Raw genomic sequence first — 25,100 nt, 5'->3', positions numbered from 1 at the left:
ATCAGGCGTTGATGGCGGTCAGGGCGCTCGGCGCCTTGGGGCCCTTCTCGTCGCTGACCTGCTTCGGCCGCGGCGACGGATGCCCGGTCATCGCCCGCCAGATGGTGTCGGCGCCCTTGGTCGTCGCCAGCTGGGCCACTGCCGCCCCCACGCCGGTCAAGGACGCCCAGAGCAGGGCGTCCTTCCAGTTGGTGTCGGCATCGCGCGGATTCACCGGCGCGCGTCCCGGCCGGGCCGCCGTCCAGGCCTTCGAGGAGGCCGAGCTGACCACCTTGCCGACCGGCACCGCCACCGCGACCGCCACCAACTTGAACGCGAACCTGCTCGCTGCGCCAGCCATGTGCCACCCCATCGTCGTGAGCCCCGTGCCCGCCCGGCATCGGTTCCCAGTCTAGGTCGAGGAGCCACCGGGCAGGCGTCCGGCCGTGGTCAGCCGGTGGTCGCGGCGTCGGTAGCCTGGAAAGCGCCTTCGAGGGGACTGAATCTGATGACGACTGGCGGACCGAAGCGAATCCTGATCGTCGGCGGCGGGTACGTCGGCATGTACACCGCGCTGCGGGCGCAGAAGAAGCTGTCGCGCGGCCGCGCCGAGATCGTGGTGATCGACCCGCAGCCCAACATGACCTACCAGCCGTTCCTGCCCGAGGCTGCGGCCGGCAGCGTCGAGCCCCGGCATGTGGTGGTGCCGTTGCGGCGGGTGCTGAAGAAGTGCCGGGTGATCACCGGACGGGTCAGCGCCATCCATCACGACCAGCGCTCGGTCACGGTGGAGCCGGAGACCGGGGGCGTCTACCAGCTGAGCTACGACCTGCTGGTGGTGGCGCCGGGCTCCATCGCCCGGACGCTGCCGATCCCGGGCCTGGCCGAGCAGGGCATCGGGTTCAAGACCATCGGCGAGGCGATCTACATCCGCAACCACGTGCTGTCCCGGCTGGACTTCGCCTCCTCCACCGAGGACCCGGCGCTCAAGCGCCGGGCGCTCAACTTCGTCTTCGTCGGCGGCGGTTACGCCGGGGTCGAGGCGCTGGCCGAGCTCGAGGACATGGCCCGCTACGCCTGCCGGTACTACCCCAACCTCAGCCCGGCGGACCTGCGCTGGGTGCTGGTGGAGGCGTCGAACCGGATCATGCCCGAGGTGTCGGTGGGGCTGTCGGCCTACACCGCCAAGCGGCTGCGGGAGCGTGACATCGACGTCCGGCTCGACACCCGGCTGAACTCGGCCGTGGACGGCCGGATCGAGCTGTCCGACGGCGAGGCCTTCGAGGCCGACACGCTGGTGTGGACGGCCGGGGTGAAGGCGCACCCGCTGGCCGCGAAGTCCGGCCTGCCGGTCGATGACAAGGGCCGGCTGACCTGCCGGGCCAACCTGACGGTCAAGGGGGTCGAGGGGGTGTTCTCCGCCGGCGACACCGCGGCCGTCCCTGACCTGTCGAAGGACGACCCGAACGCGCTGTGCGGCCCGTCGGCCCAACATGCCGTCCGGCAGGCCAAGGTGCTCGCCGACAACCTGGCGCGGACCATCAACGGCCAGGCGCTGGAGGACTACAAGCACGGCTACGCCGGTTCGGTGGCCTCGCTGGGGCTGTATCGCGGGGTGGCGGAGCTGTACGGCGTCAAGGTGCGCGGCCCGCTGGCCTGGTTCATACACCGCACCTATCACCTGTCGCGGGTGCCTACCTTCAACCGCAAGGTGCGGGTGCTCGCCGACTGGACCGCGGCGCTGTTCTTCCGGCGCGAGGTGGTGTCGCTGGGGCAGCTGCAGAGCCCGCGCTACGACTTCGAGCGGGCCAGCGCGTCCTGAGTCCGCGGGTCGCCTGGCGGTCAAACCCTTGGTAGCTGCCGGATCATTGGCCGCGTGGCAGGGGTGTACTCGGCGGGTCGGCCTGCTCAGCGGCCAACGATCAGGGGTGCCCGCGACGGAGTGAGTGCCGCAAGTAGCGTCAACCCACCGGCCTCCAGCGGATGGCTATGGTGGAGAACATGACTGCCGCGTCCGGACGTCCTGCCTCGCTCGGTCGTGCGGCGGCCCTCGGAGCGCTCGCCGGGGTGCTCGGCGCCGGGGTCATGACGGCCGGGGAGAAGGCGGAGCAGGCCCTTACCCACCGGCCGGATTCCTACATCCCCGGCCGGACCCTGCTGACGCTGCTCGGGGCTCATCCCGGTGACCAGGCGCGGCCGTTCTGGTGGAACCACGCCATGCACTACGCCACCGGCGCGACGCTCGGCGCGCTGCGCGGGCTGTGGGCGGCGACCGGGATGCGGGGGATCCGGGCGGATCTGGCGCACACCATGGTGCGGCTGTCGTTCGACCAGACGCTGGAGAACAGCACCGGGGTCGGCGCCCCGCCGCATTCCTGGCCGCTGCGGGAGCAGGTCGTCGACACCGGGCACAAGGCGGTGTACTCGCTGGCGACGGGGCTGATCGCCGACCGGCTGATCCGGCCGCGGCTGGAGTCCCGGCGCGGGGTCACCAGCCACTGATCCGCGTTCGACCCGAGGCCGGCGCCGGGGGAGATACCCTGCTGTGCGCGGCCCCCGTAGCCCAATGGCAGAGGCAGCGGACTTAAAATCCGCCCAGTGTCGGTTCGAGTCCGACCGGGGGTACCGGATCGCTTGAAGGTGCCGAGGAAGGTCGTCCACAGCTCCCACCAACCCCTCGCGACACGTGCCACACTTGCGGCGATGACCACTGTGAGCGTGCTTGACCAGGAGATGTTCGCCGAGGCCGAAGCCGCCCGGCTGCTTCGCCTACCTCAGGGCACGTTGCACTACTGGCTTGAAGGCGGCACCCAGGGCGGTAAGACCTACAAGCCGGTCATCCGGGTAGAAGCGACCGGCAGTCGCACAGTCACGTGGGCCGAGTTCGTGGAGGCAGGCCTGCTGCGCAGCTACCGCAACCATCGGGTGCCGATGGCTGAGCTGCGGGCGTTCATCGACCTGCTGCGCACTACCTACGGGGTGCCATATCCGCTGGCGCACCAACAACCGTTCGTGAGCGGCCGCCAACTGGTGCTGGAGGCCCAAGTCGCTACCCGGCTGGGTGCCGACTTCTGCCTCGTCGCCTTCGCAAACGACCAGCTCATCTTGACGACCCCATCGCAAGAGTTCGTCGAGCGGGTCCGCTGGGAGGACGACATCGCGGTCGGTTGGCGCCCCCATGAAGACCCGAACTCTCCGGTCGTGATGGCTCCCGAAGTGCGCTTCGGCCGGCCTGCTGTGAAGGGCATCAGCACCGATGTCATCTGGGAGCACGAACAAGCAGGCGAGGAAGCCAGCGAGATAGCGGCGGCCTTCGGACTGACCATCGACGATGTCCACTGGGCGCTTGCTTACGAGATCTCGGCACGAGCTAAGCCGGCGTGAGCCATCCGGCCCCGCCGAGCCGACAGCGGACCTACCCGGCGGCGACGGTCCGCTACTACCTTGACGCAGATGTGCTCGGCTTGGCCAAGATCGTGGTCCAGCTCTGCAATGACGTGACCTATCCGGGCGATCCCGGTGGCGTCGTGCGCAAGCGGCGACGGTCGGCGTGCCCGGTCGAAACGACTGATGTCCTCGACAGGGTGTGGATCCCTGAAGTGACACGCCATGACTGGCTGATCATCACTCGAGACAGCAACATCGCCGTCAACCGTGCAGAGATCCAGGCCGTGCGTGACAGCCGCGCTCGGATGGTCGCTCTTGCTGGCAAGGAAGCGATCGGAACCTGGGACCAGCTGGAGGTCCTCATGAGTCAGTGGCGGGCGATCCAAGCCCTGCTCGGCACTCCGGGGCCGTTCATCTACACGGCAACCCGGAGCCGGCTCACACCGTTCGACCTCGGCTAGGTCAGTCCGGCAGCAGCGTCTCCACGTGCGCCGCGATCTCCAGGGCGCTGGTCGCCGCAGGGGACGGAGCGTTGAGCACGTGCACCGTGCGCCCCTGCCGCTCCACCAGGAAGTCGTCGGCGAGGTCGCCGTTGCGCAGCACCGCCTGGGCGCGCACGCCGGCCGGAGCCGGTACCAGGTCGTCCACCACGATCTCGGGCACCAGCCTCTGCAAACTCTCGGCGAACCGCCGCCGCGACAGCGACCGGGCGACCTCGGCCAGCCCGGTCCGGGCATGCCGAGTAGCCAGCCGCCAGAACCCCGGATAGGCCACGGTCGAGGCCAGCTGCCGGCCGTTGACCGTCCGCCAGGTGTAGCCCTCCCGGGCCAGGGCGAGGACGGCGTTCGGCCCGGCATGCACGCCGCCGCCGATCATCCGGGTGAGGTGCACCCCCAGGAACGGAAACCGCGGGTCGGGCACCGGATAGATCAGCCCGCGCACCAGGTGGTGGCTCTGCGGCCGCAGCTCGAAGTACTCGCCGCGGAACGGGATGATCCGGGCCGGCAGCCGTCGCCCGCCGAAGGCCGCGATCAGGTCGCTCTGCAGTCCGGCGCAGTTCACCACCGCGTCCGCCTCGACGGTCCCGCCGTCGGTCTCCACCGTCGTGGTCCGCGCGTTCTCCTGCAGCCCCACCACCCGGGTGGACAGCCGCAGATCCGCTCCGGCGGCCTCGAGGCGGCGTACCAGCGCCTCGCACACCCCCCGGTAGTCGATGATCGCGGTCTCCTGGACATGCAGGGCGGCCACGCAGGCGACGTGCGGCTCGACCTCGCGCGCCGCCGCAGGATCGAGCTCGCGCACCTGCAGCCCGTTCTGCCGGCCGCGCTCGGCCAGCGCGCGCAGCCCGGGCAGCTCGGCAGCCGAGGTGGCGACCACCAGCTTTCCGCACCGCTCGACGGCGACGCCCTGCTCCTGGGCGAACCGGACCATCGACTCCGCGCCCCGGCGGCACATGGTGGCCTTGTAGCTGCCGGGCCGGTAGTACAGCCCGGAGTGCACCACTCCGCTGTTGCGGCCGGTCTGGTGGGCCGCCCAGCGGTTCTCCTTCTCCACGACCGTCACCTGGCAGCCGGGACGGTGGGCCGAGATCCGGTCGGCCACCGCCAACCCCAGGATGCCGCCGCCGATGACGACGACCCGCTGCGGTCCTGCCATGTCCGATCTCCTCCACGCCCGGGAACGGGCGGAACCCCAAGCTTGTCCACCAGCGCGCGCAGATCGCGGCCACGCCTGCGCCTGGCCGGTGCGAGGGCCGGCAGGCTTTAGACTAGACGTGGCGGAAGCAGCCGTATCGGCCATGCCTGTCGTAGAGCACGCCTGTCGTAGAGGGAGATGAATGCACGAGACGATTGCGCTGGGGCAGCCCACCTTCGGAGACGAAGAGCTGGCAGCGGTGGCCGAGGTGTTGCAGTCCGGTTGGGTCGCCGGCCAGGGCCCGGTCGCAAAGGACTTCGAGCAGCGTTTCGCGGCTCTGTGCGGCACGAGCTCCGCGTTGACCCTCAACAACTGCACCGCGGCGCTGCACCTGGCGATCCAGGCCCTCGGCGCCGGCCCGGGCGATGAGGTGGTGGTCGCCGACTACACCTTCCCGGCGACCGCCCACGCCGTCCGCTACACCGGAGCCGAGCCGGTCTTCGCCGACGTCCGTCCCGATATCTGGACCGTCGACCCGGAGGCGGTCCGCGCCGCGATCACCCCGCGGACGGTCGGCGTCATCGCCGTCGACGCCTTCGGCATGCCGGCCGACTACGACGAGCTGCGGGCCATCACCGACCAGCACTCGCTGTGGCTGCTCGAGGATGCCGCGTGCTCGGCCGGAGCCACCTACAAGGGCCGCCCGGCCGGCAGCCTGGCCGACGCCGCCTGCTTCTCCTTCCACGGCCGCTAGGGCATCACCTCCGGTGAGGGCGGCGCCATCACCACCGACAACGCCGAGCTGATCGCGCACGCCCGCAAGCTGCACTTCTTCGGGATCGAGAGCGCCTTCGCCCGCGCCGGCTCCACGGACCTGCCGGTTCCGGTGTTCGACGAGATCGGCTGGAACTACAAGCTCTCCGAGATCGCCGCCGCCGTGGTGTCGGCCCAGCTGCGCAGGCTGCCGGACCTGCTGGCCGCCCGGCGCCGGGTCGCCGCGGGATACCGGGAGCTGCTCGGTGACGTCGAGGAGGTGACGTTGCCGGTCGAGCTGAGCGATCGCGAGACGGTGTGGCAGTCCTACGTGCTCACGCTGGGCCCGGACGTCGACCGCGGCCGCACCGCGGCGGACCTGCGCGGCCGGGGCATCCAGTGCAACATCGGGACCTACGCCTCGCACCTGCAGCCGGTCTACGGCCTGCGGCAGGAATGCCCCGTGTCGGCGGACATCTTCGTCCGGCACCTGGCGATCCCGATGCACGCCAACCTCACCGACGCCCAGGTCGAGATTGTCGCCAAGGCAGTGCGCGAAGCGACCGCCGCGGCCCGATGACCAGCGGTCGGCCCGCCCGATCGCGACCTAGCCGCTGCGCCCGCCGGCCCAGAGGTAGTTGAGAACATGTCCAGAACAAGGAGCCTGAACGCATGACCGAAGCCAAGACCGTCTTCTTCACCGGTGGCGCCGGCTTCATCGGGATGCACGTGATTCCGATGCTGCTGGACCGCGGCTACAACGTGCGGCTGTTCGACAACATGTTCCGCGGCGACCGGGACAAGGTCGCGGAGTTGGCCAGCACCGGACGGGTCGAGCTCATCGATCAGGACGTCCGCTACGGCGCCGCGGTGCACCAGGCGATGAAGGGCTGCGAGTCGGTCATCCACTTCGCCGCGGTGAGCATCAACAAGAGCCAGGCCGATCCGTACGAGAGCATCGACATCAACATGGTCGGCAATCACAACGTGTTCGCCGCCGCAGCCGACCACGGGGTGCGCCGGCTGGTGTTCGCCTCCAGCGCCTCGGTCTACGGCGACCCGCGCAAGATCCCCATGCACGAGGACGACCCGCTGCACCCGCTGACGCCGTACTGCATCAGCAAGCGCGCCGGCGAGGACCTGCTCGACTTCTACCAGCGGCGCAGCGGCCTGTCCTGGATCGCGCTGCGCTTCTTCAACGTCTACGGCGAGGGCCAGAAGACCACCGCGTACTACACCTCGGTGATCAACCACTTCGTCGCACGCCTGAAGAACGGCCAGCCACCGGTGATCGACGGCAAGGGCGAGCAGTCGATGGACTTCATCCACGTCCACGACATCGCCCGGGCGACCGTGCTGGCGCTGGAGTCCGAGCGGGACAACCTGCCGGTCAATGTCGGCACCGGCATCGACACCTCCATCGCGACCCTGGCCCGCATCCTGATCGATGCGGTCGGCGCCGACGTCGAACCGCAGTTCAACCCGCGCGACGTGCTGGTCGCCCGCCGGGCCGCCGACACCACCCGCGCGCGTGAGGTGCTCGGCTTCGAACCGACCATCACGGTCGAGGAGGGCATGACCAACCTGGTGAAGCGGTCGATGCAGTGAGCCGGCCGTCGGGAGGCGCCCAGCAGACGAGCCTGCCCGCGAACCCCTACAACCCGCACGCGTGGCTCCTCGGCGATCCCGAGATCGGCCCGGGCACCTGGATCGGCGCGTTCACCGTCATCGACGGCTCCGGCGGCCTGGTCATCGGCGCCGGCTGCGACATCTCCAGCGGCGTGCACATCTACACCCACTCCTCGGTCCGGCGCTGCGTGTCCGGACGCCGGTACGAGCAGGTCGAGCGGCAGCCCACCCGGATCGGCGATCGGGTGTTCATCGGCGCGAATGCCGTGGTCAACATGGGTGTGACGATCGGGGACGAGGCCGTGGTGGCCGCCGGCGCGGTGGTCACCCGCGATGTCGCCGCACGTACGGTGGTGGCCGGGGTGCCTGCCCGACCGGTCGCGGACGTGGCGATCGACGGCGCTGAGCCGGCCGGCGCCGAGGTGCGGTTCGTTCCGCTGACCGAGCGCCAGGCCTGATGCGCATCCTCGTCGTCAACAACTTCTACCCGCCACGGGTCGGCGGCAGCGCGCATCTGGCCGATGCGCTGGCTCGCGGGTACGCCCGCGCGGGGCATGACGTCCTGGTGGTCACGGCGGCATACCAGGGCGCGCCTGCCGAGGAGGAGCTGGAGCCCCGGTTGCGGGTGGTGCGGCTGCCCTCGGCGTCGATTCCGGAGACCAGGCTGTCGGTGAGTTTCGACCTGGCGTTCACGCTGCGTCCCTCGCTGCGCCGGCGGTTGCGCGAGCTGCTCGATGCGTTCGCCCCGGACGTGATCCATCAGCACGGGCAGTTCTTCGACCTGACCTGGGCCACCGCGATGTACGCGCGGCGGCGGGGGATTCCGGCGCTGCTGTCGGTGCATACCCGGCTGGAGAACCCGAAGGCCCACTACCACGGCATCTTCCGCTGGCTGGACGCCTTCGTCGTCGCGCCGATCCTGCGCCGGTACAAGCCGCGCATCGTCGTGATGGACGTCCAGATGGACGAGTACATCAAGCGTCGTTACCGCCGTGGCTACGCCGGCCTGGACTACATCCCGGTGGGGGTGGACCCGAACCGGATGGCCGGCGGGGACGGCGAGGTCGTCCGCGCGCGGCACGGCCTCGGCGATGTCCCGCTGATCGTCACGCTGGGGCACGTGATCCCGTTGCGGGACCGGGTCTGGCTCGTCGAGGCGCTGCCGGCGGTGCTGGAGGAGCTGCCCGACACGCGGCTGGTGGTGGTGGGCCACGTGTACTACGACCTGTTCCTGCAGCGCGCCCGGGAGCTGGGCGTCGAGCACGCCGTGCTGGCCATCGGCGCGGTCGCCAAGTCCGACGTGCCGGACTACCTCGCCGCGGCCGACGTCGAGTGCCACGACCTGCAGGGCTACGGCATGGGGACGGCGACGTTGGAGAGCATGGCCGCTGGGGTTCCGGTGGTGGTCGCGGTGCGTCCGGACAACTTCCCCGGCATCGACCTGATCTCCGGCGAGCACTGCGTGCTGGTCCCGCTGGGCGACATCGACGCGATCGCGGGCGCGATCACCAAGCTGCTGCGCAACCCGGCGGACCGGGCGCGGATCGGCGAGTCGGGCCGGTCGCTGGTGCAACGGCATTTCGCCATGGACGTGGTTCTCGATCAGCACCTGGCCGTGCTTCACTCCCTGATCGGCGCCAGCCGAGGCTGAGGGGTCAGGAGCCGCCGGTGGCCTCTGCCCGCAGCTGCTCGATCACCCGGTGCGCGGGCAGGATCGCCTGGCGTTCGGCCGCCGGGTCGGCCAACCCGGCCGTGAGGTCGAGGAAGTGGTCGAGCTGGGCCGCCAGCGGCTCGCGCGAGGACACCAGAGCGGGGATCTCGATGATCGTCTGCTGCCGGTAGCTCAAGCCGTCCGGGCTGGCCTCGTTGAGCACGTGGTGATAGATCGTGACGGAGTTGCGGAGCATGTCGACCTCGACCAGCCGGTTCTCCTCGGCGATCTCGAACCGCCTGACCTTGCGTTGGCTGACCCGGCTGGCCGAGACGTTGGCGATCATCCCGTCCGGAAAGGTCAACAGCGCCTCCGCCACGTCCTCGGAGCCCTCCGGCGAGTCAGGATGGACGTACCCGAACGAGCCCCGGACCCGCGACGGCTCGGCGCCGGCCAGCCGTACGGCGATGTCGACGTCGTGGATCAGCAGGTCGGAGGAGACGCCGTTGCGGATGCGCGGCACGTACGGCGAATGCCGGGCCGTCATCACGTGCCGGGGCTGCTCGACCAGCCGCATCGCGGTCATCACCGCGGGGTTGTAGCGCTCCAGCAGCCCACAGACCAGCGGCACCTCTGCCTTGGCCGACAGCTGGATCAGGTCCTCGGCGTCAGCCAGCCCCAGCGTCAGCGGCTTCTCCATCAGCAGCGGCAGGCCACGTTCCAGGACCTGCCGGCCGAGCAGGTGGTGAGCCTCGGTGGGAGCCGCGACGACGACGGCATCGACGTCGTCGACCGAGTCCAGGTCCGGGCGCCAGGTCGCGCCGTGCCGCTCGGCCACCTGCTCGCCGACCTCGCGCTGGGACTCGACCACGTAGGCCAGTTCGGCCCGTTCGGACTGGGCGATCACGCGCGCGTGCAGCGCGCCCATCGTCCCGGTGCCGACGACAGCGATGCGGGTGGGCGCCATGTCAGACCTTCAGCACGTCGCGCACGCTGGCGACGATCGTGTCGAGGTCGTCGTCGGTCAGCTTCGGGTGCACGGGCAGCGACACCACCCGCTCGGCCACCGACTTCGCGACCGGAAGCTCGGAGGGGACCACCTGCGGATTGCCGCGGTAACAGTCGTAGTCGTGGACCAGTTTCGGGTAGTAGATCCCCGAGCCCACCCCGCGCTCGGCGAGCTTGGCGACGAACTCCTCCCGGTCCACCGGGGCCTGGTCGGTGAGCAGCACGGTGAACTGGTGCCACACGTGCCGGCGGCCGTCCAGCTGGCGGGGCAGCCGCAGCCCGGGCACGTCCGCGAGGCCGTCCCGCAGCCGGTCGGCGTTGCGCTGCCGGCGCGCCGTCGTCTCGTCCAGGCGCGCCAGCTGCGGTATCGCCAGAGCGGCCTGCAGATCGGTCAGCCGGTAGTTGTGGCCGGCCATCTCGTAGACGTAGCGGGCGCGCATGCCCTGATTGCGCAGCACCCGCAGCCGATCGGCGAGCTCGTCGTCGTCGGTGGTGATCATGCCGCCCTCGCCGGTGGTGACGTTCTTGGTGCCATAGAAGGAGAAGCACCCCAACCCGAAGGAGCCGGCGAACCGGTCGCCGAACTTCGCCGCGTGCGCCTGCGCCGCGTCCTCGACCAGGTGCAGCCGGTGCTGCTCGGCGAGCGCGGTGAGCTGCGCCATGTCCGCGCACTGGCCGTAGAGGTGCACCGGCATCAGCACCCTGGTCCGGGGACCGACCGCGGCCGCTGCCGCTGCCGGATCGAGGCAGAAGTCCTCCTCGCCGATGTCGGCGAAGACCGCGGTGGCGCCGGCTTCGAGAATCGCGTTCAGGGTCGCCACGAAGGTGAACGGGCTGGTCAGCACCTCGTCGCCGGGGGCGAGGTCGAGAACCTGCAGGGCGGCCACCAGCGCCGTGGTGCCGTTGTTGACGGCGACGGCGTGCCGGACGCCCAGGAGGGCGGCGAAATCCTGCTCGAACCGGGCCACCATCGGTCCTTGCGCCAGCATGCCGGACTTGAGCACCTGCAGCACGAGCTCCTCGGCGGCGGGTGGGATGTCGACGGTCGAAACTGGGATCACGGGCGGACTCCGCGGGACTGGAACGGCTGACAGGGACCCGGCGATGTTATCGTCGCTCGCCGGTCACCCCGGCCGCCGGGCTCAGGAGACACCCCTATGAATCACGTGCACCCCACCGCCGTGCTCGGCGATGACGTGGTGATCGGCAGCGACAACGTCATCGGCGCGTTCGCGGTGATCCTCGGCCCGGCCCGGATCGGGGACCGCAACTGGATCGGCCCGCACGTCGTGATCGGAACCCCGGCCGAGATCCGGGGCATCGACCACGGCGCGGCGGCGGGCGGGCTCGGGACCGGGATCGACATCGGCGACGGCAACGTGATCCGGGAGTACACCACCGTCCACCAGGGGCACTACGCGCGCACGGTCATCGGCGACGGCTGCTACCTCATGAACAAGTGCTACATCGCCCACGACAACGTGCTGCACGACGGCGTGACGATGGCCTCCAGCGCCACCCTGGGCGGCCATGTCCACGTGGGCGCCGGGGCGAACCTGGGCATGGGGGCGATCGTCCACCAGCGACGGGTGATCGGCCCGCTGGCGATGGTCGGCATGGGCGCCGTGGTCACCCGGGACGTGCCGCCGGCCTCGCTGGCCCACGGCAATCCGTGCCGGGTCCGCGGCGCCAACCGGGTCGGCATGCAGCGGGCCGGCGTCCAGGCGGACGTGATCGCGGCCGTCCAGCTGGCGTATGCGGCAGGAGACGCTCCTCACATCGGCGCCGACCCCGTCCTCGCGCAGGCGTGGAACTGGTGGGACTCGGAGACCGCGCCCGAATCGTCATGAGCCGCCGGCCACCTTCCGGCTGTTAACCTGACGTGTCGGGGTGCGTCCGGGTGACCGCCTCTGGACAGAGCAGACCCAGAGCCTGATCAGACCAGGGGGAGAGCACAGGTGTCGCCGAGCAACCCGCGAAGCGCAGCCCAGCCGGCCGGTATCCGGTCGCTGCTCGGGCGGTTCGCGCCGGTGGCCCGGCCGGTGTTCGCGGTGCTCATCTTCCTCGCGATCGGCTACGCCATCGCCACCGAGTGGCAGGGCGTGCGTTCGGCCCTGTTGACCCTGGACTGGCCCAGCGTCGTGCTGTCCTTCGTCGCCGCGTTCGCCGGCACCGTCACCAGCCTGATGGCCTGGCGGGCATTGCTGGCCGACGAGGGCCATCCGTTGCCGGTGCTGGTGGCCGGGCGCATCTTCTTCGTCGGCCAGCTCGGGAAGTACCTGCCCGGCAGCGTGTGGTCCATCGTGATGCAGATGGAGCTGGCCAAGTCCGCCGGCGTGCAACGGGGCCGCGCGTTCACCACCTCCCTCGCCTGGGTGGGACTGTCGCTGTCCACCGCGCTGTGCATGGGAGTGCTCGGTTTTCCGGTGCTGGCCTCGGCGCACCAGGGCCAGGTGTGGGTGCTGGTGGCGATGCTGCCGTTCGCGCTGGTCGCCTCCGCTCCGCCGGTGCTGACCCGGCTGGTGAACCTGGTGCTGCGGATCATGCGCAAGGGCCCGCTGCCCAAGGCGCTGAGCTGGCGCGGGGTGCTCACCGCCTGCGCGTGGCTGTCGGCGACTTGGGTGCTGTTCGGCGTGCATCTGTGGCTGCTGGCCAACGCCCTGGGCGCGCCCGGGCTGAGCGGGGTCACCCGCTGCATCGGCGGCTTCGCCCTCGCGATGGCGGCCGGTGTCATCTTCGTGTTCGCGCCGTCGGGCGCCGGGGTGCGGGAAGCGCTCATCGTGGCGGCGCTGTCCCCGGTCATGACGACCGGCCAGGCGCTGGGGATCGCCGTGGTCTCCCGCGCGCTGTTCATCCTGGCCGATGTCAGCTCGGCCGGCGCCGCGGCGCTGTCGGGCGTGCGGCGGATCCGCGCCGCGCAGGCAACCCCGGCTGACGATGCGGCTGACGGTCCGGGCGAGGTGGTCATGGACAGGTCGGCTCCCGAGACGGTGTCGCCGCGGTGACGCCGCGGCTCGGGGCGCTGTAGCAGTTCTCTACGCCGCAGCGGTTCCCCGCGCCGCAGCGGCTCGCGACGCCATGGCGGTTCCCAGGCCGTAGCGGTTCCCCACGCCGCAGCCTTGTTAGGGTGCGGTCGGCGAGCGGTTCGCCTCGTGGGCCGACAGTGCCGTCCTCCGGGTCTGAAAGGAAGTGCGTGCTCACCACTCTCGTGGCGACCGTCCTGGCGTTCCTCCCCGGCGCCGTTCTCGGCCTCCTGGTGCCCCCCGGCCGGTTCCGGTGGGCGGCCTGGGCCGCGGCGCCCATCCTGACCCTGGGGTTGACCTCGGTGGCCATGGCGTGGCTGCCGGTGTTCGGCCTGCCCAACAGCGTCGGATGGATCCTCGCCGCCGAGTTGGTGCTCGCCGGGGCTGCGGTGGTCGCGGCGCGGCTGCTGCTCCGCCGACGAACCCGCACGGCCAGCGGCTCGGCAGCCAGCGGCTCGGCAGCCAACCCGACGGACGACGTTCCGGCTGCCAAACCCGAGCGGGTGACCGCGCGGCACGGCAGGTCGACCTGGCTCCGAGTGCCCCGGTGGGGAATCGGCGGCTGGGTGCTGGATCTCGTCTGCGTCACCGGGGCGATGGCCGTCTGCGTCGCCGTGGGGCAGCTCATGGTGGGCAGGTTCCGGTTCCCGCCGGGCTGGGACGGCATGAATCACGCGCTGCTGAGCCGCAACATCGGCGTGAGCAGCGACTGGACCATGACGTCGGTCTGCTCCACCGGCTCGACGCTGACGCAGGCGTCCTGCAAGTTCTACCCGCTGGCCGGCAACGTGCTCTGGGCCCAGGCGGCCACGCTGTCCGATGGCTACATCAGCACGGCCATGAATGCCTGGGCCGCGCTGATCACCCCGCTGGCCCTGGTGCTCGGGATCTACGCCGCGGTGCGGGCGCTCGGCGGCCCCGCTGTCGTCGCGGGCTGCGCCGCCGTCGCATCGGCGCTGATCGGCCCGGTCTGGGAGGCGATGCTGACCGGCCGCGTCACCGAGGAGATCGGACCGGTGCTGGGGGTGATGGCCGCGGTGCTGTTCGCCCTGGCAGCGCGCGGCGGACACCCCTTGCGGCTGGGGTTCCTGGCCGGTCTGAGCACCGCCGGCTTGCTCCTCACGCACACCTACGAGGTGCTGTTCGCGGGCACGCTGGCCATCGCCCTGGCCGTGTTCCTGGGAGGTGGCTGGCGGGCGCGTTCGGTGCTCAAGGCCACCGCTGCCACCGGCATCACCGCGGTGCTGGCGATCGCGCCCTATCTGGGGCCGATCCTGCATGCCAAGGGCGAGCGCGCGACGGGCCTGTCAGCCACCCAGGGCGACCTGGCCGCCACCTTCAAGTTCTGGGTCACCGACTTCAACCGCTACATCCTCTACGGCTACCCGGGCCCCGGTGGCTCGACCATCCAGCAGCACGTCCGCCCGGTGGAGGTGGCGCTCTGGCTGACGCTGGCCTGCCTGATCGCCTCGCCGCTGTGCTTCTTCTTCAAGCCGCTGCGCTGGGCCCGTCCGTGGATCGTGATGTTCGTGATGTGGACGGCCATCGGCATCTGGACCTCGTACTCGGACTCGAAGGCGGCGCTGTTCGTCGGCGGCCTCTGGTACGGCACCCGGGACCGGCTGCGGGCGATGATCTTCCCGGTGTACGGCATCGTCACGGTGGCCGGCGCCTGCGCGATCGGCCTGGGCGTCGCGGTGCTGGTCGCCTGGCTGCGGCGGCGGTCGGCGGGCCGGGTCAGCTGGGCGCCGTGGCTGCCGGCGGTGACGGCGCTGGCGCTCGTGGTGGTCCTGGTGGCGGCTGCCCTGGCGCCGGCCAGCCGCCGGCCGCTGCGCAAGGCGCTGGCCGCCCGGACGCCGGCCGGGCCGAGCTACGTCCGGACCTTCGACTGGCTCGCCGCCAACATCGACGAGGGCAAGGTCGTCGCCTACGACCGGCACCTGGAGTTCATGACCTGGAGCTACGCCGACTACGGGGTGCCGCTGCTGTTCGGCATCCCGCCGCTGCCGGCCCAGAAGGCCGAGATCCGCGACTACGCCCAACGCTTCCAGGCCTGGGACTGGCTGGTGAACAACCCTTCCGCGTCGCCGTCGGGTTGCCTGGTGCGCAAGTACGGCATCCAGTACGTCGTGACGGGCAAGGTCCGGGTGCCCGGAATGCGGCCGCACTACCAGCGGGCGCGGCTGGCCAGGAGCACCACGGTCAAGCTGGTGCACTCCGACGGCGGAGTGAACGTCTATGAGGTGAACGACCAGGGAATGGCCTGCCCGGGCGGGACGTGACGGACTCGGCGCGCCGGGGGGTAGCGATGCCTTACCCTGCTCGGGACACCCTGGAGGCCAGATGACCACCCGCCCGGCGTCATGACCGCAGCGCAGCCGCTGCGGGTGAGCGTGGTCGTGCCCGTCTACAACCCCGGCGAGCACATCGAGCAGCTGATCACGTCGCTGGCAGCTCAGACCCTGCCCCGGGACGAGTTCGAGGTGATCTTCGTCGACGACGGGTCCACCGACGACACCCCGGAGCGGCTGGACCAGGTCGCTGCCAACCGCCCCAACATGACAGTGCTGCACGAGCCCAACAGCGGATGGCCCGGCCGGCCGCGCAATGTCGGGATCGACCGGGCGCGCGGGGAGTACGTCCTGTTCGTCGATCACGACGACTGGCTCGGCGCCGAGGCGCTGCAGCGCATGACCGACTTCGCCCGGGACAACGCCTCCGACATCGTGATCGGCCGCTATGCCGGGCACCACCGGGGCGTGGCCAAGGTGCTGTTCACCGAGACCCTGCCTGCTACGACGCTGGCCGAGGCGCCGTTGATGGACTCGCTGACCCCGCACAAGATGTTCCGTACCGCGTTCCTGAACGAGCACCGGCTGCGCTACCCGGAGGGCCGGCGGCGGCTCGAGGACCACGTGTTCGTGACCAAGGCGTACTTCCTGGCCAAGCGGATCTCGGTGCTGTCGGACTACCACTGCTACTTCCACGTCAGCCGTCAGGACGCAGGCAACGCCGCGTACCAGCCGATCGACCCGGTGAGCTACTTCGGCTACGTCCGGGAGGTCTCCGACATCGTCCTGGCCCACACCGAGCCGGGCCCGGTCCGTGACCGGTACCTGCGGCGGCAGCTGCGGATGGAGATGCTCGGACGCCTGGACGGGCGGTCCTTCCTGGAGCAGGACGAGCAGTACCGGCAGTTGGTGTTCGAGCAGGCCCGCCAGCTCGCCCTCGACGTCGTGCCGCTGAGCGTCGATGCCGGGCTGCCGCCGACCCTGCGGCTGAAGGCGCTGCTGCTGCGCGAGGACCGCAGGAGCGAGCTCACGGCCGTGGTGGAGCGGGACCTGGACATCAAGGCCAGCGCCACGCTGGAGGGCGCCGGCTGGGAGTCCGACGGCGCGTTCGTCCTGCAGGTGAGCGCGAACCTGGTCGACCCGGACGGGCAACCGGTGGTCTATGACAAGCAGGATCAGCAGCTGCTGCTGCCCCTGCCGAAGGAGCTGGCCGGCCAGGTGCCGGCCGAGGTCAGGCTGTGCGACGCGGCGCTGCAGGCCGCCGCGGCGCAGGTGCTGTTCCGCCGGCGGGAGGACAGCGAGGAATGGCCGCTTCCGGCGGAGGTGGTCAGCGACCGGCACGTCGACGACCAGGGCGGGCAGTGGCTGAGCTACCGCGTCACGGCGCGGGTCGATCCGGCCACGCTGGGCGGTGGGCGGCCCCTCACCCCGGGGGTCTGGGACGTCTACGTCCGCATCAACGAGGCCGGCTGGGGCAAGGAGGTGCGGCTGGGCAAGCAGCGGACGGCAGCGGCCACCGCCGGCACGGTGCCCGCGGCGGTGTCGGGACAGCTGATGGCGCCGTACTGGACGACGCCCCACGACAACCTGAGCCTGGACGTCCGGGCCACGGCCAAGAGCGACCGGAATGCCAAGCTGCTGGACGCCCAGCTGGCCGGGGTGACGGTCGAGCGCGGAACGCTCCGCCGGTCGCGGATCCGGGTGACCGTGCCGCTGGTCACGGTCGGGCCCGAACCGGCGCTGAAGATCCGCCTGGTGCATTCGGCCACCCGCGAGCAGGTCGACCTCGACTGCCAGGTCGAACGGCACGCCCTGCAGGAGCTGGTCGCGACCGCGACGCTGCCGCGGCTGGACGCCGGGCAGTGGAAGGTGCTCCTCAAGACCGACATCGAGGGCTGGGGCTCCTACCGGGTGACCGGTGGTGTGGTGCGGGTGGCGCAGGGGCTTGCTTCGCGGTAGTGGATCGGTGTGGTGGTTAGAGAGGCAGGCCCAAGGTCGCGAAATTGTCGCAGCGCACCCGTCGTTCTTCCTCGAAGATCCAGTACCCGCACACGACAACGGCCCTGTTGTGGATGGTCCCTGGCACAGTCCCCCACCAGAAGTTCGGTCCGACTTCTACCTTGCGAGTGAACCCGGCATAGGGATCGTCGTAGCGACTGAACGTCCACTCGAGCACGATGCGGCGTAACGCCTCACTTGGATCCTGTTCCTTGGCCCAGGTATCGAAGCGAACTCCGAAGTCTTCCAAGCGCCAGAATGGGGGGAGCGTCATCCCATCCGAGCCGCGAGAGCTTCCGGGGAGTCCGCTACTGGCACCGCTGCGGGTGGCCCGTCGCTTGCGGATTGGAACCATATTTCGAGTTCTGCGGGATCAATAGGCGGGCCGGATGACTCGTCAGACATCCCCGGCTCCGATTGGTCTGCTTCCAGGCAAAAGAATGCGCGCAGAGCGTCCAAGGTGATCCGGTGACTTGACTGGCCGAGCCTGCGGCGCGCGGCATCGGCATCGATCCAGGGGGCTTCGCTGTGTGTCAGCCGTTCCAGATCGGTTCCACTCAGGTTGCCGTATCGGCTGAGGACGTAGCCGATCGTGTTCAACTCAGCCTCGGTGAGACACCGCACGGGAGGCATCTCCTGCGTGTCGCCTTCCTTCTCGCGCCGCCATAACTCGCCGACAACCGGTCCCATGTCCCACGCCGAGATCGTCTCGCCGAACAGGGGATGGTTGAAAGTGGCCACATGATGGGCTTGGCAGTAGTACAGCAGCTTGTGGAGCTTCTTCACCGGCACACCCGGCAGGCGCGTCCGGATCTCGGTGGCGACGTCGTAAGCGGAGTACGCGGCCATGTCGACATGGTAAGACACGCCTCCGACAGAAAACGTCAACCAACTCCTGACAGTGTTCGCGCCGGAATGCGCCGCTCGAGGGGGGATACCTGGTGCCTGAGTCTGCCGCTCACAGCGCTTCTCAGGGCCACTTCTGGCAGGATCGCGCGAATGACACTGGGTAGCGCGGTCCGGCAGGCGCTCGGGCCGTTGGAACCGGCCGCCATCCGCCTGTACCGCGACCGCTTCATCGACCTGGACGCGCTCGCCGAGACAGTGGCCTCGATCGCCCCGGGCAGCCGGCGGGTGCTGGAGATCGGCTGCGGCGACGGCGCGATGGCCGAGGCAACCCGCCGTCACCTGTCCGACGGCGTCTTCCTCGGCATCGATCCGGGCGTCGGCAACCCCGGCGGCCTGTTCGCAGGAGACCGGGAAGGCGTCAGCTTCGAGAGGCTGACCACCACCGAGCTGATCGCCCGGGGCGGGCCGCCGTTCGACCTGGTGCTGCTGATCGACGTGCTGCATCACGTCGCCGACTCCGAACGCCAGCAGCTGCTGCAGGACGCGGCAGCCCTGTGCGGCCCGGACGGCGCCCTGGTGATCAAGGAGTGGGAGGAGCAGCCCGGGTTGTCGGGCAAGCTGGCCTTCGTCGCGGATCGCTACGTCTCGGGGGACCGGCATGTGCGGTTCATGCCCCGGGCCGAGCTGCAGGCGCTGATCGACCAGGCTCTCGGCGGCTGGGTGAACACCTGCGTCGCGCGGATCCCCCCGCGCCGGGCCAACCTGCTGCTCAGCTACCGGCGGGCGTGAACCGGTGGGTGCGAGCCAGTGGGCGTGAACCGGCGGGTGCGAGCCAGCGGGCGTGAACCAGCGGGCGTGAGCCGGCGGGTAGAAACACGGGTTCGCCGGCCCGCTCTTGTACTCTGGCTGCCGTGACATCCGAGCCTCCGGCCACCAGCCGCGAGGACTATGCCGACCGGCTGCTCCGGCTGGAGACCAAGGGCTGGAAGCGAGCGCTGGACGTCCAGCGTCCGTACCGCTGGAACCTCAGGCGACACCAACTGGGCCGGACGCTGGATGTCGGCTGCGGCATCGGGCGCAACCTCGCCGCGCTGTCGGCCGATTCGCTCGGCGTCGACCACAACGAGCAATCGGTGGAGCTGGCCCGGCAGCGCGGCTACCGCGCCGTCACCGTCTCGGAGTTCACCGCGGATCCACCGGCGCCGGCCTCCTTCGACTCGATGCTGCTCGCCCATGTCGTCGAGCACATGACGGTGGACGAGGCGCGCGAGCTGATCAGGTCCTACCTGCCGTACCTGCGTCCGGGCGGCCGGGTGATGCTGATCTGCCCGCAACGACGGGGCTTTGCCACCGACGCCACCCATGTCCAGTTCTTCGACCTGCCGGCGCTGCGCGCGCTGGCCAGGTCGCTCGGCCTGGTGCTGACCCGCGAGTACAGCTTCCCGCTGCCGGAGCTGGCCGGCCGGGTCTTCCCCTACAACGAGTACTGCCTGGTCGCCGCGCGTCCGGCCAACCGCTGAGCCCGGCTGCGGCCCGCTAGGACAACCGCGCCCTCTGTTCGGCCGTGCGATCGGGCAGGGCCGGGGACGCCATCCCGCGCGGCAGGCCCTGCACCGAGACCGCCTCCCGGATCGCCTGGGCTCGGGTCAGGTCCGCCAGCCGCCGTTCGAGGTCCCGGAACCGGAAGTAGAACCCCAGGCTGCTGGCTGCGAAGACCATCACCAGCAGGTACAGCAGCAGGTCGGTGCCGCGGGTCACCCCCAGCTGGTCGGCTGCGGCCTGGGCGACGCTGGGCTGGATGATGGACACCGCCGCGATCACCGCGAGCAGGATCACGGCCACCCTGGCGCCGGCACGCAGCCCGACCCGGGACCGGTTGCGAAACGCCCAGAACATCACCGCGATCGCCAGTATCAGGACGATCTTGATCGCGATCATCGGCGGCGTCCCTTCAGGAATTGATGGAGCCAGATATCCATGGCGATGTTGACCGAGTTGATCGAGCGCTGCCCCTTGGCCATCGAGTACTCGGTGTACTGGATGGTCACCGGGTGCTCGGCGTACCTCATCCCGCTCTGCTTGATCAGGCCGAGCAGCTCGCTGGCGTAGGCCATGTCGGCCATCTGCAGGTCGATGCGTTCGGCGAAGGCGCGGGTGAAGGCGCGCAGCCCGTTGTGCGCATCGGTCAGCGACACCCCGGTCGTCAGCCGCTCGAAGATCCGCGCCATCCGGAGCACGATCCGCCGGCTGCGCGGCATCCCGGCGGCGCTGCCGAGGAAGCGCGAGCCGATCAGGATGTCCTCCTCGCCGCGGCGCAGCCGCTCCACCATGCTGAGGGCGTCCTCCGGGCGGTGCTGCCCGTCGGCGTCGAAGCACACGAAGTACTTCGCCTGCGGGTCCAGCAGCGCGAACTCGACGCCGGTCTGCAGCGCGGCGCCGCCGCCCAGGTTGATGGCGTGCCTGACCACCACGGCGCCGGCGGCCACCATCTCGGCCGAGGACGTGTCGCGGCTGCCGTCGTCCACGCCCACCACATGGGGAAAGTGCTGCCGCAACTCCTCGATGACGCCCCGGACCACCTGGCTCTCATTGAAACAACGGATGATCACCCACACGTCGTCATTGGCCAGCGGTGGCTCAGTCATCGATGTTCGTGCCGCCATTCCCTCGTTCGCGGGTCATCGAGCACGACAGGCGCCCGATGCTGGACGCCGGCGCCAGCGCGGCTTCGCACCCGGCTGGTGGCCGGATGCTTGTCCTGGCGACGCCAGGCAGGGCCGCCGGACCGGCTTCTCCAGGTAATAGGGTAGCCGCGATGCCCAGAGAGAGAACGCTCCGATGACCGGACTCGCTGCGGTGCGCCGGTCCGTCGGCAAGCTGGCCGGCCGTGGCGGGCTCGCCGGAACCATGTCTTCCCAGGTGGTCACGGTCGGAATGGGCCTTCTCGTGCTCGGCCTGACGTCCTACGGCTTCCTGGTGGTCGCGGCGCGGCGGCTGGACGCCAGCCAGTTCGCCCAGCTGAGCGTGGTGTGGACGGCGCTGTTCACCATCGGCCCCGGACTGTTCCTGCCGCTGGAGCAGGCGGTGGCGCAGCGGCTGGCCGCCGGCGCGGCCCCCGGCCAGTTGCTGCGCCGGGCGGCAGCGCTGGCCGGCGCCCTGCTGGCGGTGCTGGCTGCCCTGTCGCTGGCGCTGGCGCCGTTCATCAGCCGGCGGCTGCTGGACTCCGACATCGCCCTGTTCTGGGCGATGTTGCTGACCAACTGCGCGCTCGCGCCGGTCCACCTGTCCCGTGGCCTGCTCGCCGGCCTGGGGCAGTTCCGCGCGTACGGGGTGCAGCTGGGCTTCGACGGCACGGTCCGGTTGCTCGGCGCGATGGTGCTGGCGGTGGCCGGTGTCGGCTCGGTCACCGCGTACGCGGCCGTCCTGGTCGTGTCGCAGTTGAGCGCGACCGTCCTGTCGCTGGCCCTCGCCCACCGGGCGGTCCGGCGCGCGGTCTCGTCCCCGCCGCGGTCGGCGAACGCGACCCGCTGGGCCGGGCTCGCCAGCGGCCTGAGCTGGATGCTGGTCGCCGCGCTGGCCAGCCAGTCGCTGGCCAACGGAGGCACCGTGGTGGTGAAGGCGTTCGCCGAGCCCGGGGACGCGGTGGCCGGCCATTTCCTGACCGCCGTGGTGCTCACCAGATTGCCGCTGTTCCTGTTCGCGGCGCTGCAGGCCTCGCTGCTGCCGCTGCTGGCGCGCCGGATCACCGATGGCGATGTGGTCGGCGCGGCCGCCGGGGTGCGCCGGCTGCTGGCCATCCTCGGCCTGGTCGGCGCGGTCGCGACCCTGGTGCTGCTGCTCGCCGGCCCGGAGCTGGACGCGCTGGTGTTCGGCTCGGAATTCCGGGTGGCACGGCTGCCGATGGTGATCCTGTCGGTGGCGAGCACCTTCTATATCCTGGCCGCCGGGCTCGGCCAGGCGCTGCTGGCGCTGGAATCCGCCGCCCAGGTCGCATGGGGCTGGATCGGCGGGTTCGCGGTGTTCCTGCTCGCCCTGGTGCTGCCCGGCAGTCTGGAGGTGCGGGTGAGCGTGGCGCTGCTGCTCGGCGCCGCAGTGACCTTCGCCGGCTTCCTGGCCAGCGCCGGGTTCCGATTCCACCAGCGCGGTGTCCGGTTGATCCGCCTGCCGGCCGGCGCGGCGCTGTGACCACCGAGCCGGCCGCGAGCACCGAGCCAGCCGAGACCACCGAGCCGGCCGAGACCACCGGCCCTGCGATCAGCGTCATCGTGCTGGCGTGGGGCGCCGAGCCCTACCTGGGCGCCTGCGTCGAGTCGGTCCTCCGCACGATCGGCGCCGAGGATGAGATCGTCCTGGTGGACAACGGCGCCCGGCCGGCGGTGGCGGCCCTGCCGTCCGATGACCGGCTCCGGATCATCCGCCCGGGCGCCAACCTCGGCTTCGCCGGCGGCTGCAATGCCGGCGTCGCCGCGGCCCGCGGCCGGACGCTCGTCCTGCTCAACTCCGACGCCGAGGTGCGCCCGGGCGCCATTGCCCGGCTGGTCGAGGCGGTCAGCGACCCGCGGGTGGCGATCGCGTCGGGCTCGGTGCGGCTGGCCGATCAGCCGGACCTGATCAACACCGTGGGCAACCCCGTCCAGTACCTCGGGGTCGTCTGGGCGGGTGGCTATGGCGAGCCCGCCGACCAGCACCTGGCCCCCCGGGACGTCACCGCGGCCACCGGCGCCTTCCTGGCGGTCCGCCGGCAGGTGTGGGACGAGCTCGGTGGCTTTCCCGCGGAGTACTTCGCCTACCACGAGGACACCGAGCTCAGCCTGCGGGCCTGGCAACACGGGTACCGGGTGCGGTACGAGCCGGGCGCGGTGGCCGTCCACCACTACGAGTTCAGCCGCAACCCGCGCAAGGAGTTCCTGCTGCAACGCAACCGGTGGTTCACCGTGCTGACGGTCTATCCGCGCCGGGTGCTGGTGCTGGTGCTGCCCATGATGATCGCCTTCGACCTGGCGCTGGCGGTGGCGGGCCTGCGACGCGGCACGCTGCGCGCCTGGGTGCGGGCCACCGGCTCGCTCGCCCGCCATGCGCGCCTGATCCGGCGCAGGCGCGCCGCTGTCCAGGCCGCGTCGCAGCTGGACCCGGCAGCGTTCGCGGCGTTGCTGGTCGCCCGCATCGAGCCGGCGATGATCGAACGCCCACCCGGGCTCGGGCTGCTCAACGTCGTGCTGGCCGGCTACTGGCGGCTCGTCCAGATAGTGCTCGGCGCCGGGGCGAGGCGCTGAGCCGCAGGGTCAGGACGGCGCCACGACCGGGCCAGGAGCCGGGGCGGTCGGAGCGCCCTCTGGCCCGTCGTCGACCGCATCCTGCCCGGCCGGCCGCGCTGGCGGGCGCCGTCGCACGGCCAGCAGCGCCAGCAACATCACGCCGACGAACACCGGTCCGGCCATGTAGCGGAAGAGCTGGGCGGGGTTGGCCGCCAGCACGGTCAGCTGGTTGGCCAGGCTCGCTGAGCCCACCGCGAGCAGGTCCCAGCGCCGCAGCCGCAGCGCCGCGACCACCAGGACCAGGTAGGCGATGTAGCACCAGGTCGCCCCCCGCCACAGCAGCGGTTGGTACCTCAGCCTGTCGGTCTCTGCCCGCAGCGTGCGGGTCAGCTGGCCGAGCGAGTCGTTGAGGGGCTGCAGCGCCACATTCTTCGTGATGTCCGGGGGGACCCGGGTGTTTGCGCTGCCGTACAGGTTGGTCGGCGTCTGGACGACCACCCGTCCGAGCCGGGCCTTGTCCCAGGGTGGCGGCAGGACGTTCCAGGCCACCGAGCCGCGGCACAGCCGAGCATGGACGACGGTGCCCGGAGTGCGTGCGAGCACCCGCCACCACAACGCGAACAGCTCCTGGTGGTACTGGTCGGCCTTGCGCAGGCTGAAGCCCTTGCTGCGGAACAGCGGGTCGCTGGTATAGCAGTTGTTCGCCGAGGCCCACGAGGTCAGCGGGGCGACCTTGCCCATCAGGGCGAGATCGGAGGCGGTGAAGGTGCTCGGTTTCCGTGCGTAGGCCAGCGCGATCTCGGCGTCGAAGATGCCGTAGGCCAGGCTGGAGTTCGCGGGCTTGATGTCGAAGGCCGGATAGACCGCCGCCTGGGCGAAGAACGAGGCGAGGATGGCCGCCGCGCTGAGCCCGAGCACCGCCACCCGCACGCCCCGGAACGCCACGGCCAGGACGACGGCGATCACCAGCACCAGCAGGAAGCCGTCATTGCGGAACAGGGTCAGGCCGAGCAGCTCCAGGCCCAGCGCCACCAGCAGCCGCCGGGGAACCGGCCGGTAGGCCTCGGTCGGGTGGCGGTGCGCGAACATCCGCAGCACCGTGGCGGTGACCATCAGCTCGCACAGGGTGAACGGGACGTCCTTCCACACGGTCGCGACGAAGGCGCCGAAGCTGGGCAGCAGCGGCAGCACGCAGCCGGGGACCGCGGCCCACCGGCCAGGCACTCCGACGGCGCGCAGGCCGGCCACCGTGTAGGCGATCGCGGCAGCCGCGGCGGTCGTCTGCAGCAGGGTGAGGAGGGCGACGTTGCGGGTGAGCGTGAGCGAGGCCAGCACCGCGGAGTCGTAGAGCACCGAGTGGTCGGCGTTCCACGGGCCAGTGGTGACGTGGATGATGTAGCGCACCGAATCGGCGCTCAGCAGTCCCGGCCACTGCCCGGCCCACCAGCCGAGCAGGACCAGTTGCGCCCATCCGAAGACGGCAGCCGGGAGCACCCACCCCGGCCGGATCCGCAGTCGATCCAGCACCGCGCGCACGGTCATGGGCCCACCCTAACGCCGGTGGGCGGATTGTCCGGCCAGCGGCGAGCCGGTGGCGGAGCGGCGAACGGGGCGCCGGTGCGGTCACGGTAGGGTGATCCGG

Annotated in this window: 23 protein-coding genes, 1 tRNA gene and 1 pseudogene; 17 read left to right on the top strand and 8 right to left on the bottom strand. The window is 70.8% G+C overall.

What is annotated here, in order from left to right; all coding sequences use genetic code 11:
- Position 1: 1 nt before the first annotated feature.
- Entirely contained in the window at positions 2–340 is a 339-nt protein-coding gene (locus VF612_RS09150) for a DUF4235 domain-containing protein (RefSeq protein WP_408659546.1), read from the bottom strand.
- A 147-nt stretch (positions 341–487) separates the two neighbouring features.
- Between VF612_RS09150 and VF612_RS09145 the strand changes: the two genes are divergently transcribed.
- From VF612_RS09145 to VF612_RS09125, 5 genes are all read left to right on the top strand, one after another.
- Complete coding sequence (locus VF612_RS09145; protein ID WP_408659545.1) at positions 488–1,801, top strand: NAD(P)/FAD-dependent oxidoreductase; 1,314 nt, start codon at positions 488–490, stop codon at positions 1,799–1,801.
- A gap of 179 nt (positions 1,802–1,980) precedes the next feature.
- Positions 1,981–2,481: a hypothetical protein gene (locus VF612_RS09140; protein WP_408659544.1), complete on the top strand. Its 501-nt coding sequence runs from the start codon at positions 1,981–1,983 to the stop codon at positions 2,479–2,481.
- 50 nt (positions 2,482–2,531) lie between these two features.
- A tRNA-Leu gene (locus VF612_RS09135) sits at positions 2,532–2,604 on the top strand.
- Between the two features lie 78 nt (positions 2,605–2,682).
- Positions 2,683–3,363 carry a DUF433 domain-containing protein gene (locus tag VF612_RS09130; protein WP_408659543.1) on the top strand — a complete coding sequence of 227 codons (681 nt, stop codon included), beginning with the start codon at positions 2,683–2,685 and terminating at the stop codon, positions 3,361–3,363.
- Complete coding sequence (locus tag VF612_RS09125; RefSeq protein ID WP_408659542.1) at positions 3,360–3,827, top strand: hypothetical protein; 468 nt, start codon at positions 3,360–3,362, stop codon at positions 3,825–3,827. The genes VF612_RS09130 and VF612_RS09125 overlap by 4 nt, the downstream gene beginning before the upstream one ends.
- A gap of 1 nt (position 3,828) precedes the next feature.
- Here the strand turns inward: VF612_RS09125 and lhgO are convergent, their stop codons facing one another.
- On the bottom strand, positions 3,829–5,022 hold the full coding sequence (gene lhgO, locus VF612_RS09120; RefSeq protein WP_408659541.1) for an L-2-hydroxyglutarate oxidase: 1,194 nt from the start codon (positions 5,020–5,022) through the stop codon (positions 3,829–3,831).
- Positions 5,023–5,203: 181 nt separating this feature from the next.
- Between lhgO and VF612_RS09115 the strand changes: the two are divergent.
- From VF612_RS09115 to VF612_RS09100, 4 genes and pseudogenes are all read left to right on the top strand, one after another.
- Positions 5,204–6,334: pseudogene (locus tag VF612_RS09115) on the top strand (DegT/DnrJ/EryC1/StrS family aminotransferase).
- Positions 6,335–6,426: 92 nt separating this feature from the next.
- Complete coding sequence (locus VF612_RS09110; protein ID WP_408659540.1) at positions 6,427–7,362, top strand: NAD-dependent epimerase/dehydratase family protein; 936 nt, start codon at positions 6,427–6,429, stop codon at positions 7,360–7,362.
- On the top strand, positions 7,359–7,841 hold the full coding sequence (locus VF612_RS09105) for an acyltransferase (RefSeq protein WP_408659539.1): 483 nt from the start codon (positions 7,359–7,361) through the stop codon (positions 7,839–7,841). The genes VF612_RS09110 and VF612_RS09105 overlap by 4 nt, the downstream gene beginning before the upstream one ends.
- On the top strand, positions 7,841–9,034 hold the full coding sequence (locus VF612_RS09100; RefSeq protein ID WP_408659538.1) for a glycosyltransferase family 4 protein: 1,194 nt from the start codon (positions 7,841–7,843) through the stop codon (positions 9,032–9,034). The genes VF612_RS09105 and VF612_RS09100 overlap by 1 nt, the downstream gene beginning before the upstream one ends.
- Before the next feature lie 4 nt (positions 9,035–9,038).
- Here the strand turns inward: VF612_RS09100 and VF612_RS09095 are convergent, their stop codons facing one another.
- Both VF612_RS09095 and VF612_RS09090 read right to left on the bottom strand, forming a co-directional pair.
- Positions 9,039–10,001, bottom strand: coding sequence for a Gfo/Idh/MocA family protein (locus VF612_RS09095; protein ID WP_408659537.1), 963 nt, complete (start codon positions 9,999–10,001; stop codon positions 9,039–9,041).
- Between the two features lies 1 nt (position 10,002).
- Positions 10,003–11,103 carry a DegT/DnrJ/EryC1/StrS family aminotransferase gene (locus VF612_RS09090; RefSeq protein WP_408659536.1) on the bottom strand — a complete coding sequence of 367 codons (1,101 nt, stop codon included), beginning with the start codon at positions 11,101–11,103 and terminating at the stop codon, positions 10,003–10,005.
- Between the two features lie 96 nt (positions 11,104–11,199).
- Between VF612_RS09090 and VF612_RS09085 the strand changes: the two genes are divergently transcribed.
- From VF612_RS09085 to VF612_RS09070, 4 genes are all read left to right on the top strand, one after another.
- Positions 11,200–11,892 carry a UDP-N-acetylglucosamine acyltransferase gene (locus VF612_RS09085; protein WP_408659535.1) on the top strand — a complete coding sequence of 231 codons (693 nt, stop codon included), beginning with the start codon at positions 11,200–11,202 and terminating at the stop codon, positions 11,890–11,892.
- Positions 11,893–12,000: 108 nt separating this feature from the next.
- Complete coding sequence (locus VF612_RS09080; RefSeq protein ID WP_408659534.1) at positions 12,001–13,047, top strand: lysylphosphatidylglycerol synthase transmembrane domain-containing protein; 1,047 nt, start codon at positions 12,001–12,003, stop codon at positions 13,045–13,047.
- A 188-nt stretch (positions 13,048–13,235) separates the two neighbouring features.
- Positions 13,236–15,347 (top strand): DUF6541 family protein, encoded by a 2,112-nt coding sequence (locus VF612_RS09075; protein ID WP_408659533.1) that lies wholly within the window; start codon positions 13,236–13,238, stop codon positions 15,345–15,347.
- Positions 15,348–15,428: 81 nt separating this feature from the next.
- Positions 15,429–17,315, top strand: coding sequence for a glycosyltransferase (locus VF612_RS09070; protein WP_408659532.1), 1,887 nt, complete (start codon positions 15,429–15,431; stop codon positions 17,313–17,315).
- Positions 17,316–17,624: 309 nt separating this feature from the next.
- On the opposite strand, the gene VF612_RS09065 is transcribed toward VF612_RS09070, so the two are convergent.
- Positions 17,625–18,203 (bottom strand): Panacea domain-containing protein, encoded by a 579-nt coding sequence (locus VF612_RS09065; RefSeq protein ID WP_408659531.1) that lies wholly within the window; start codon positions 18,201–18,203, stop codon positions 17,625–17,627.
- A 150-nt stretch (positions 18,204–18,353) separates the two neighbouring features.
- Here VF612_RS09065 and VF612_RS09060 point away from each other — a divergent pair, with 150 nt between their 5' ends.
- Positions 18,354–18,992: a class I SAM-dependent methyltransferase gene (locus tag VF612_RS09060; RefSeq protein ID WP_408659530.1), complete on the top strand. Its 639-nt coding sequence runs from the start codon at positions 18,354–18,356 to the stop codon at positions 18,990–18,992.
- A 122-nt stretch (positions 18,993–19,114) separates the two neighbouring features.
- On the top strand, positions 19,115–19,723 hold the full coding sequence (locus VF612_RS09055) for a class I SAM-dependent methyltransferase (protein WP_408659529.1): 609 nt from the start codon (positions 19,115–19,117) through the stop codon (positions 19,721–19,723).
- Positions 19,724–19,739: 16 nt separating this feature from the next.
- On the opposite strand, the gene VF612_RS09050 is transcribed toward VF612_RS09055, so the two are convergent.
- Both VF612_RS09050 and VF612_RS09045 read right to left on the bottom strand, forming a co-directional pair.
- Entirely contained in the window at positions 19,740–20,141 is a 402-nt protein-coding gene (locus VF612_RS09050; protein ID WP_408659528.1) for a DUF2304 domain-containing protein, read from the bottom strand.
- Entirely contained in the window at positions 20,138–20,848 is a 711-nt protein-coding gene (locus VF612_RS09045) for a glycosyltransferase family 2 protein (RefSeq protein ID WP_408659527.1), read from the bottom strand. The genes VF612_RS09050 and VF612_RS09045 overlap by 4 nt, the downstream gene beginning before the upstream one ends.
- Before the next feature lie 193 nt (positions 20,849–21,041).
- Here VF612_RS09045 and VF612_RS09040 point away from each other — a divergent pair, with 193 nt between their 5' ends.
- Positions 21,042–22,388: a lipopolysaccharide biosynthesis protein gene (locus tag VF612_RS09040; RefSeq protein WP_408659526.1), complete on the top strand. Its 1,347-nt coding sequence runs from the start codon at positions 21,042–21,044 to the stop codon at positions 22,386–22,388.
- Entirely contained in the window at positions 22,385–23,476 is a 1,092-nt protein-coding gene (locus tag VF612_RS09035) for a glycosyltransferase family 2 protein (RefSeq protein ID WP_408659525.1), read from the top strand. The genes VF612_RS09040 and VF612_RS09035 overlap by 4 nt, the downstream gene beginning before the upstream one ends.
- A 9-nt stretch (positions 23,477–23,485) precedes the next feature.
- On the opposite strand, the gene VF612_RS09030 is transcribed toward VF612_RS09035, so the two are convergent.
- Entirely contained in the window at positions 23,486–25,000 is a 1,515-nt protein-coding gene (locus tag VF612_RS09030) for a DUF6020 family protein (RefSeq protein WP_408659524.1), read from the bottom strand.
- Positions 25,001–25,100: the final 100 nt, after the last annotated feature.

It is taken from the genome of Jatrophihabitans sp. (genome assembly GCF_036388195.1).
Taxonomy (GTDB): domain Bacteria; phylum Actinomycetota; class Actinomycetes; order Mycobacteriales; family Jatrophihabitantaceae; genus Jatrophihabitans_A.
This window is presented reverse-complemented; position numbering and strand designations above follow the sequence as displayed.

Excerpts from the sequence above, each read along its gene's own strand:
- VF612_RS09065 (WP_408659531.1), bottom strand. The coding sequence starts at position 18,203 with ATGGCCGCGTACTCCGCTTACGACGTCGCCACCGAGATCCGGACGCGC.
- VF612_RS09060 (WP_408659530.1), top strand. The coding sequence starts at position 18,354 with ATGACACTGGGTAGCGCGGTCCGGCAGGCGCTCGGGCCGTTGGAACCG.
- lhgO (WP_408659541.1), bottom strand. The coding sequence starts at position 5,022 with ATGGCAGGACCGCAGCGGGTCGTCGTCATCGGCGGCGGCATCCTGGGG.
- VF612_RS09110 (WP_408659540.1), top strand. The coding sequence starts at position 6,427 with ATGACCGAAGCCAAGACCGTCTTCTTCACCGGTGGCGCCGGCTTCATC.
- VF612_RS09095 (WP_408659537.1), bottom strand. The coding sequence starts at position 10,001 with ATGGCGCCCACCCGCATCGCTGTCGTCGGCACCGGGACGATGGGCGCG.
- VF612_RS09050 (WP_408659528.1), bottom strand. The coding sequence starts at position 20,141 with ATGATCGCGATCAAGATCGTCCTGATACTGGCGATCGCGGTGATGTTC.
- VF612_RS09040 (WP_408659526.1), top strand. The coding sequence starts at position 21,042 with ATGACCGGACTCGCTGCGGTGCGCCGGTCCGTCGGCAAGCTGGCCGGC.
- VF612_RS09070 (WP_408659532.1), top strand. The coding sequence starts at position 15,429 with ATGACCGCAGCGCAGCCGCTGCGGGTGAGCGTGGTCGTGCCCGTCTAC.
- VF612_RS09045 (WP_408659527.1), bottom strand. The coding sequence starts at position 20,848 with ATGACTGAGCCACCGCTGGCCAATGACGACGTGTGGGTGATCATCCGT.
- VF612_RS09085 (WP_408659535.1), top strand. The coding sequence starts at position 11,200 with ATGAATCACGTGCACCCCACCGCCGTGCTCGGCGATGACGTGGTGATC.
- VF612_RS09100 (WP_408659538.1), top strand. The coding sequence starts at position 7,841 with ATGCGCATCCTCGTCGTCAACAACTTCTACCCGCCACGGGTCGGCGGC.
- VF612_RS09145 (WP_408659545.1), top strand. The coding sequence starts at position 488 with ATGACGACTGGCGGACCGAAGCGAATCCTGATCGTCGGCGGCGGGTAC.
- VF612_RS09150 (WP_408659546.1), bottom strand. The coding sequence starts at position 340 with ATGGCTGGCGCAGCGAGCAGGTTCGCGTTCAAGTTGGTGGCGGTCGCG.
- VF612_RS09130 (WP_408659543.1), top strand. The coding sequence starts at position 2,683 with ATGACCACTGTGAGCGTGCTTGACCAGGAGATGTTCGCCGAGGCCGAA.
- VF612_RS09030 (WP_408659524.1), bottom strand. The coding sequence starts at position 25,000 with ATGACCGTGCGCGCGGTGCTGGATCGACTGCGGATCCGGCCGGGGTGG.
- VF612_RS09140 (WP_408659544.1), top strand. The coding sequence starts at position 1,981 with ATGACTGCCGCGTCCGGACGTCCTGCCTCGCTCGGTCGTGCGGCGGCC.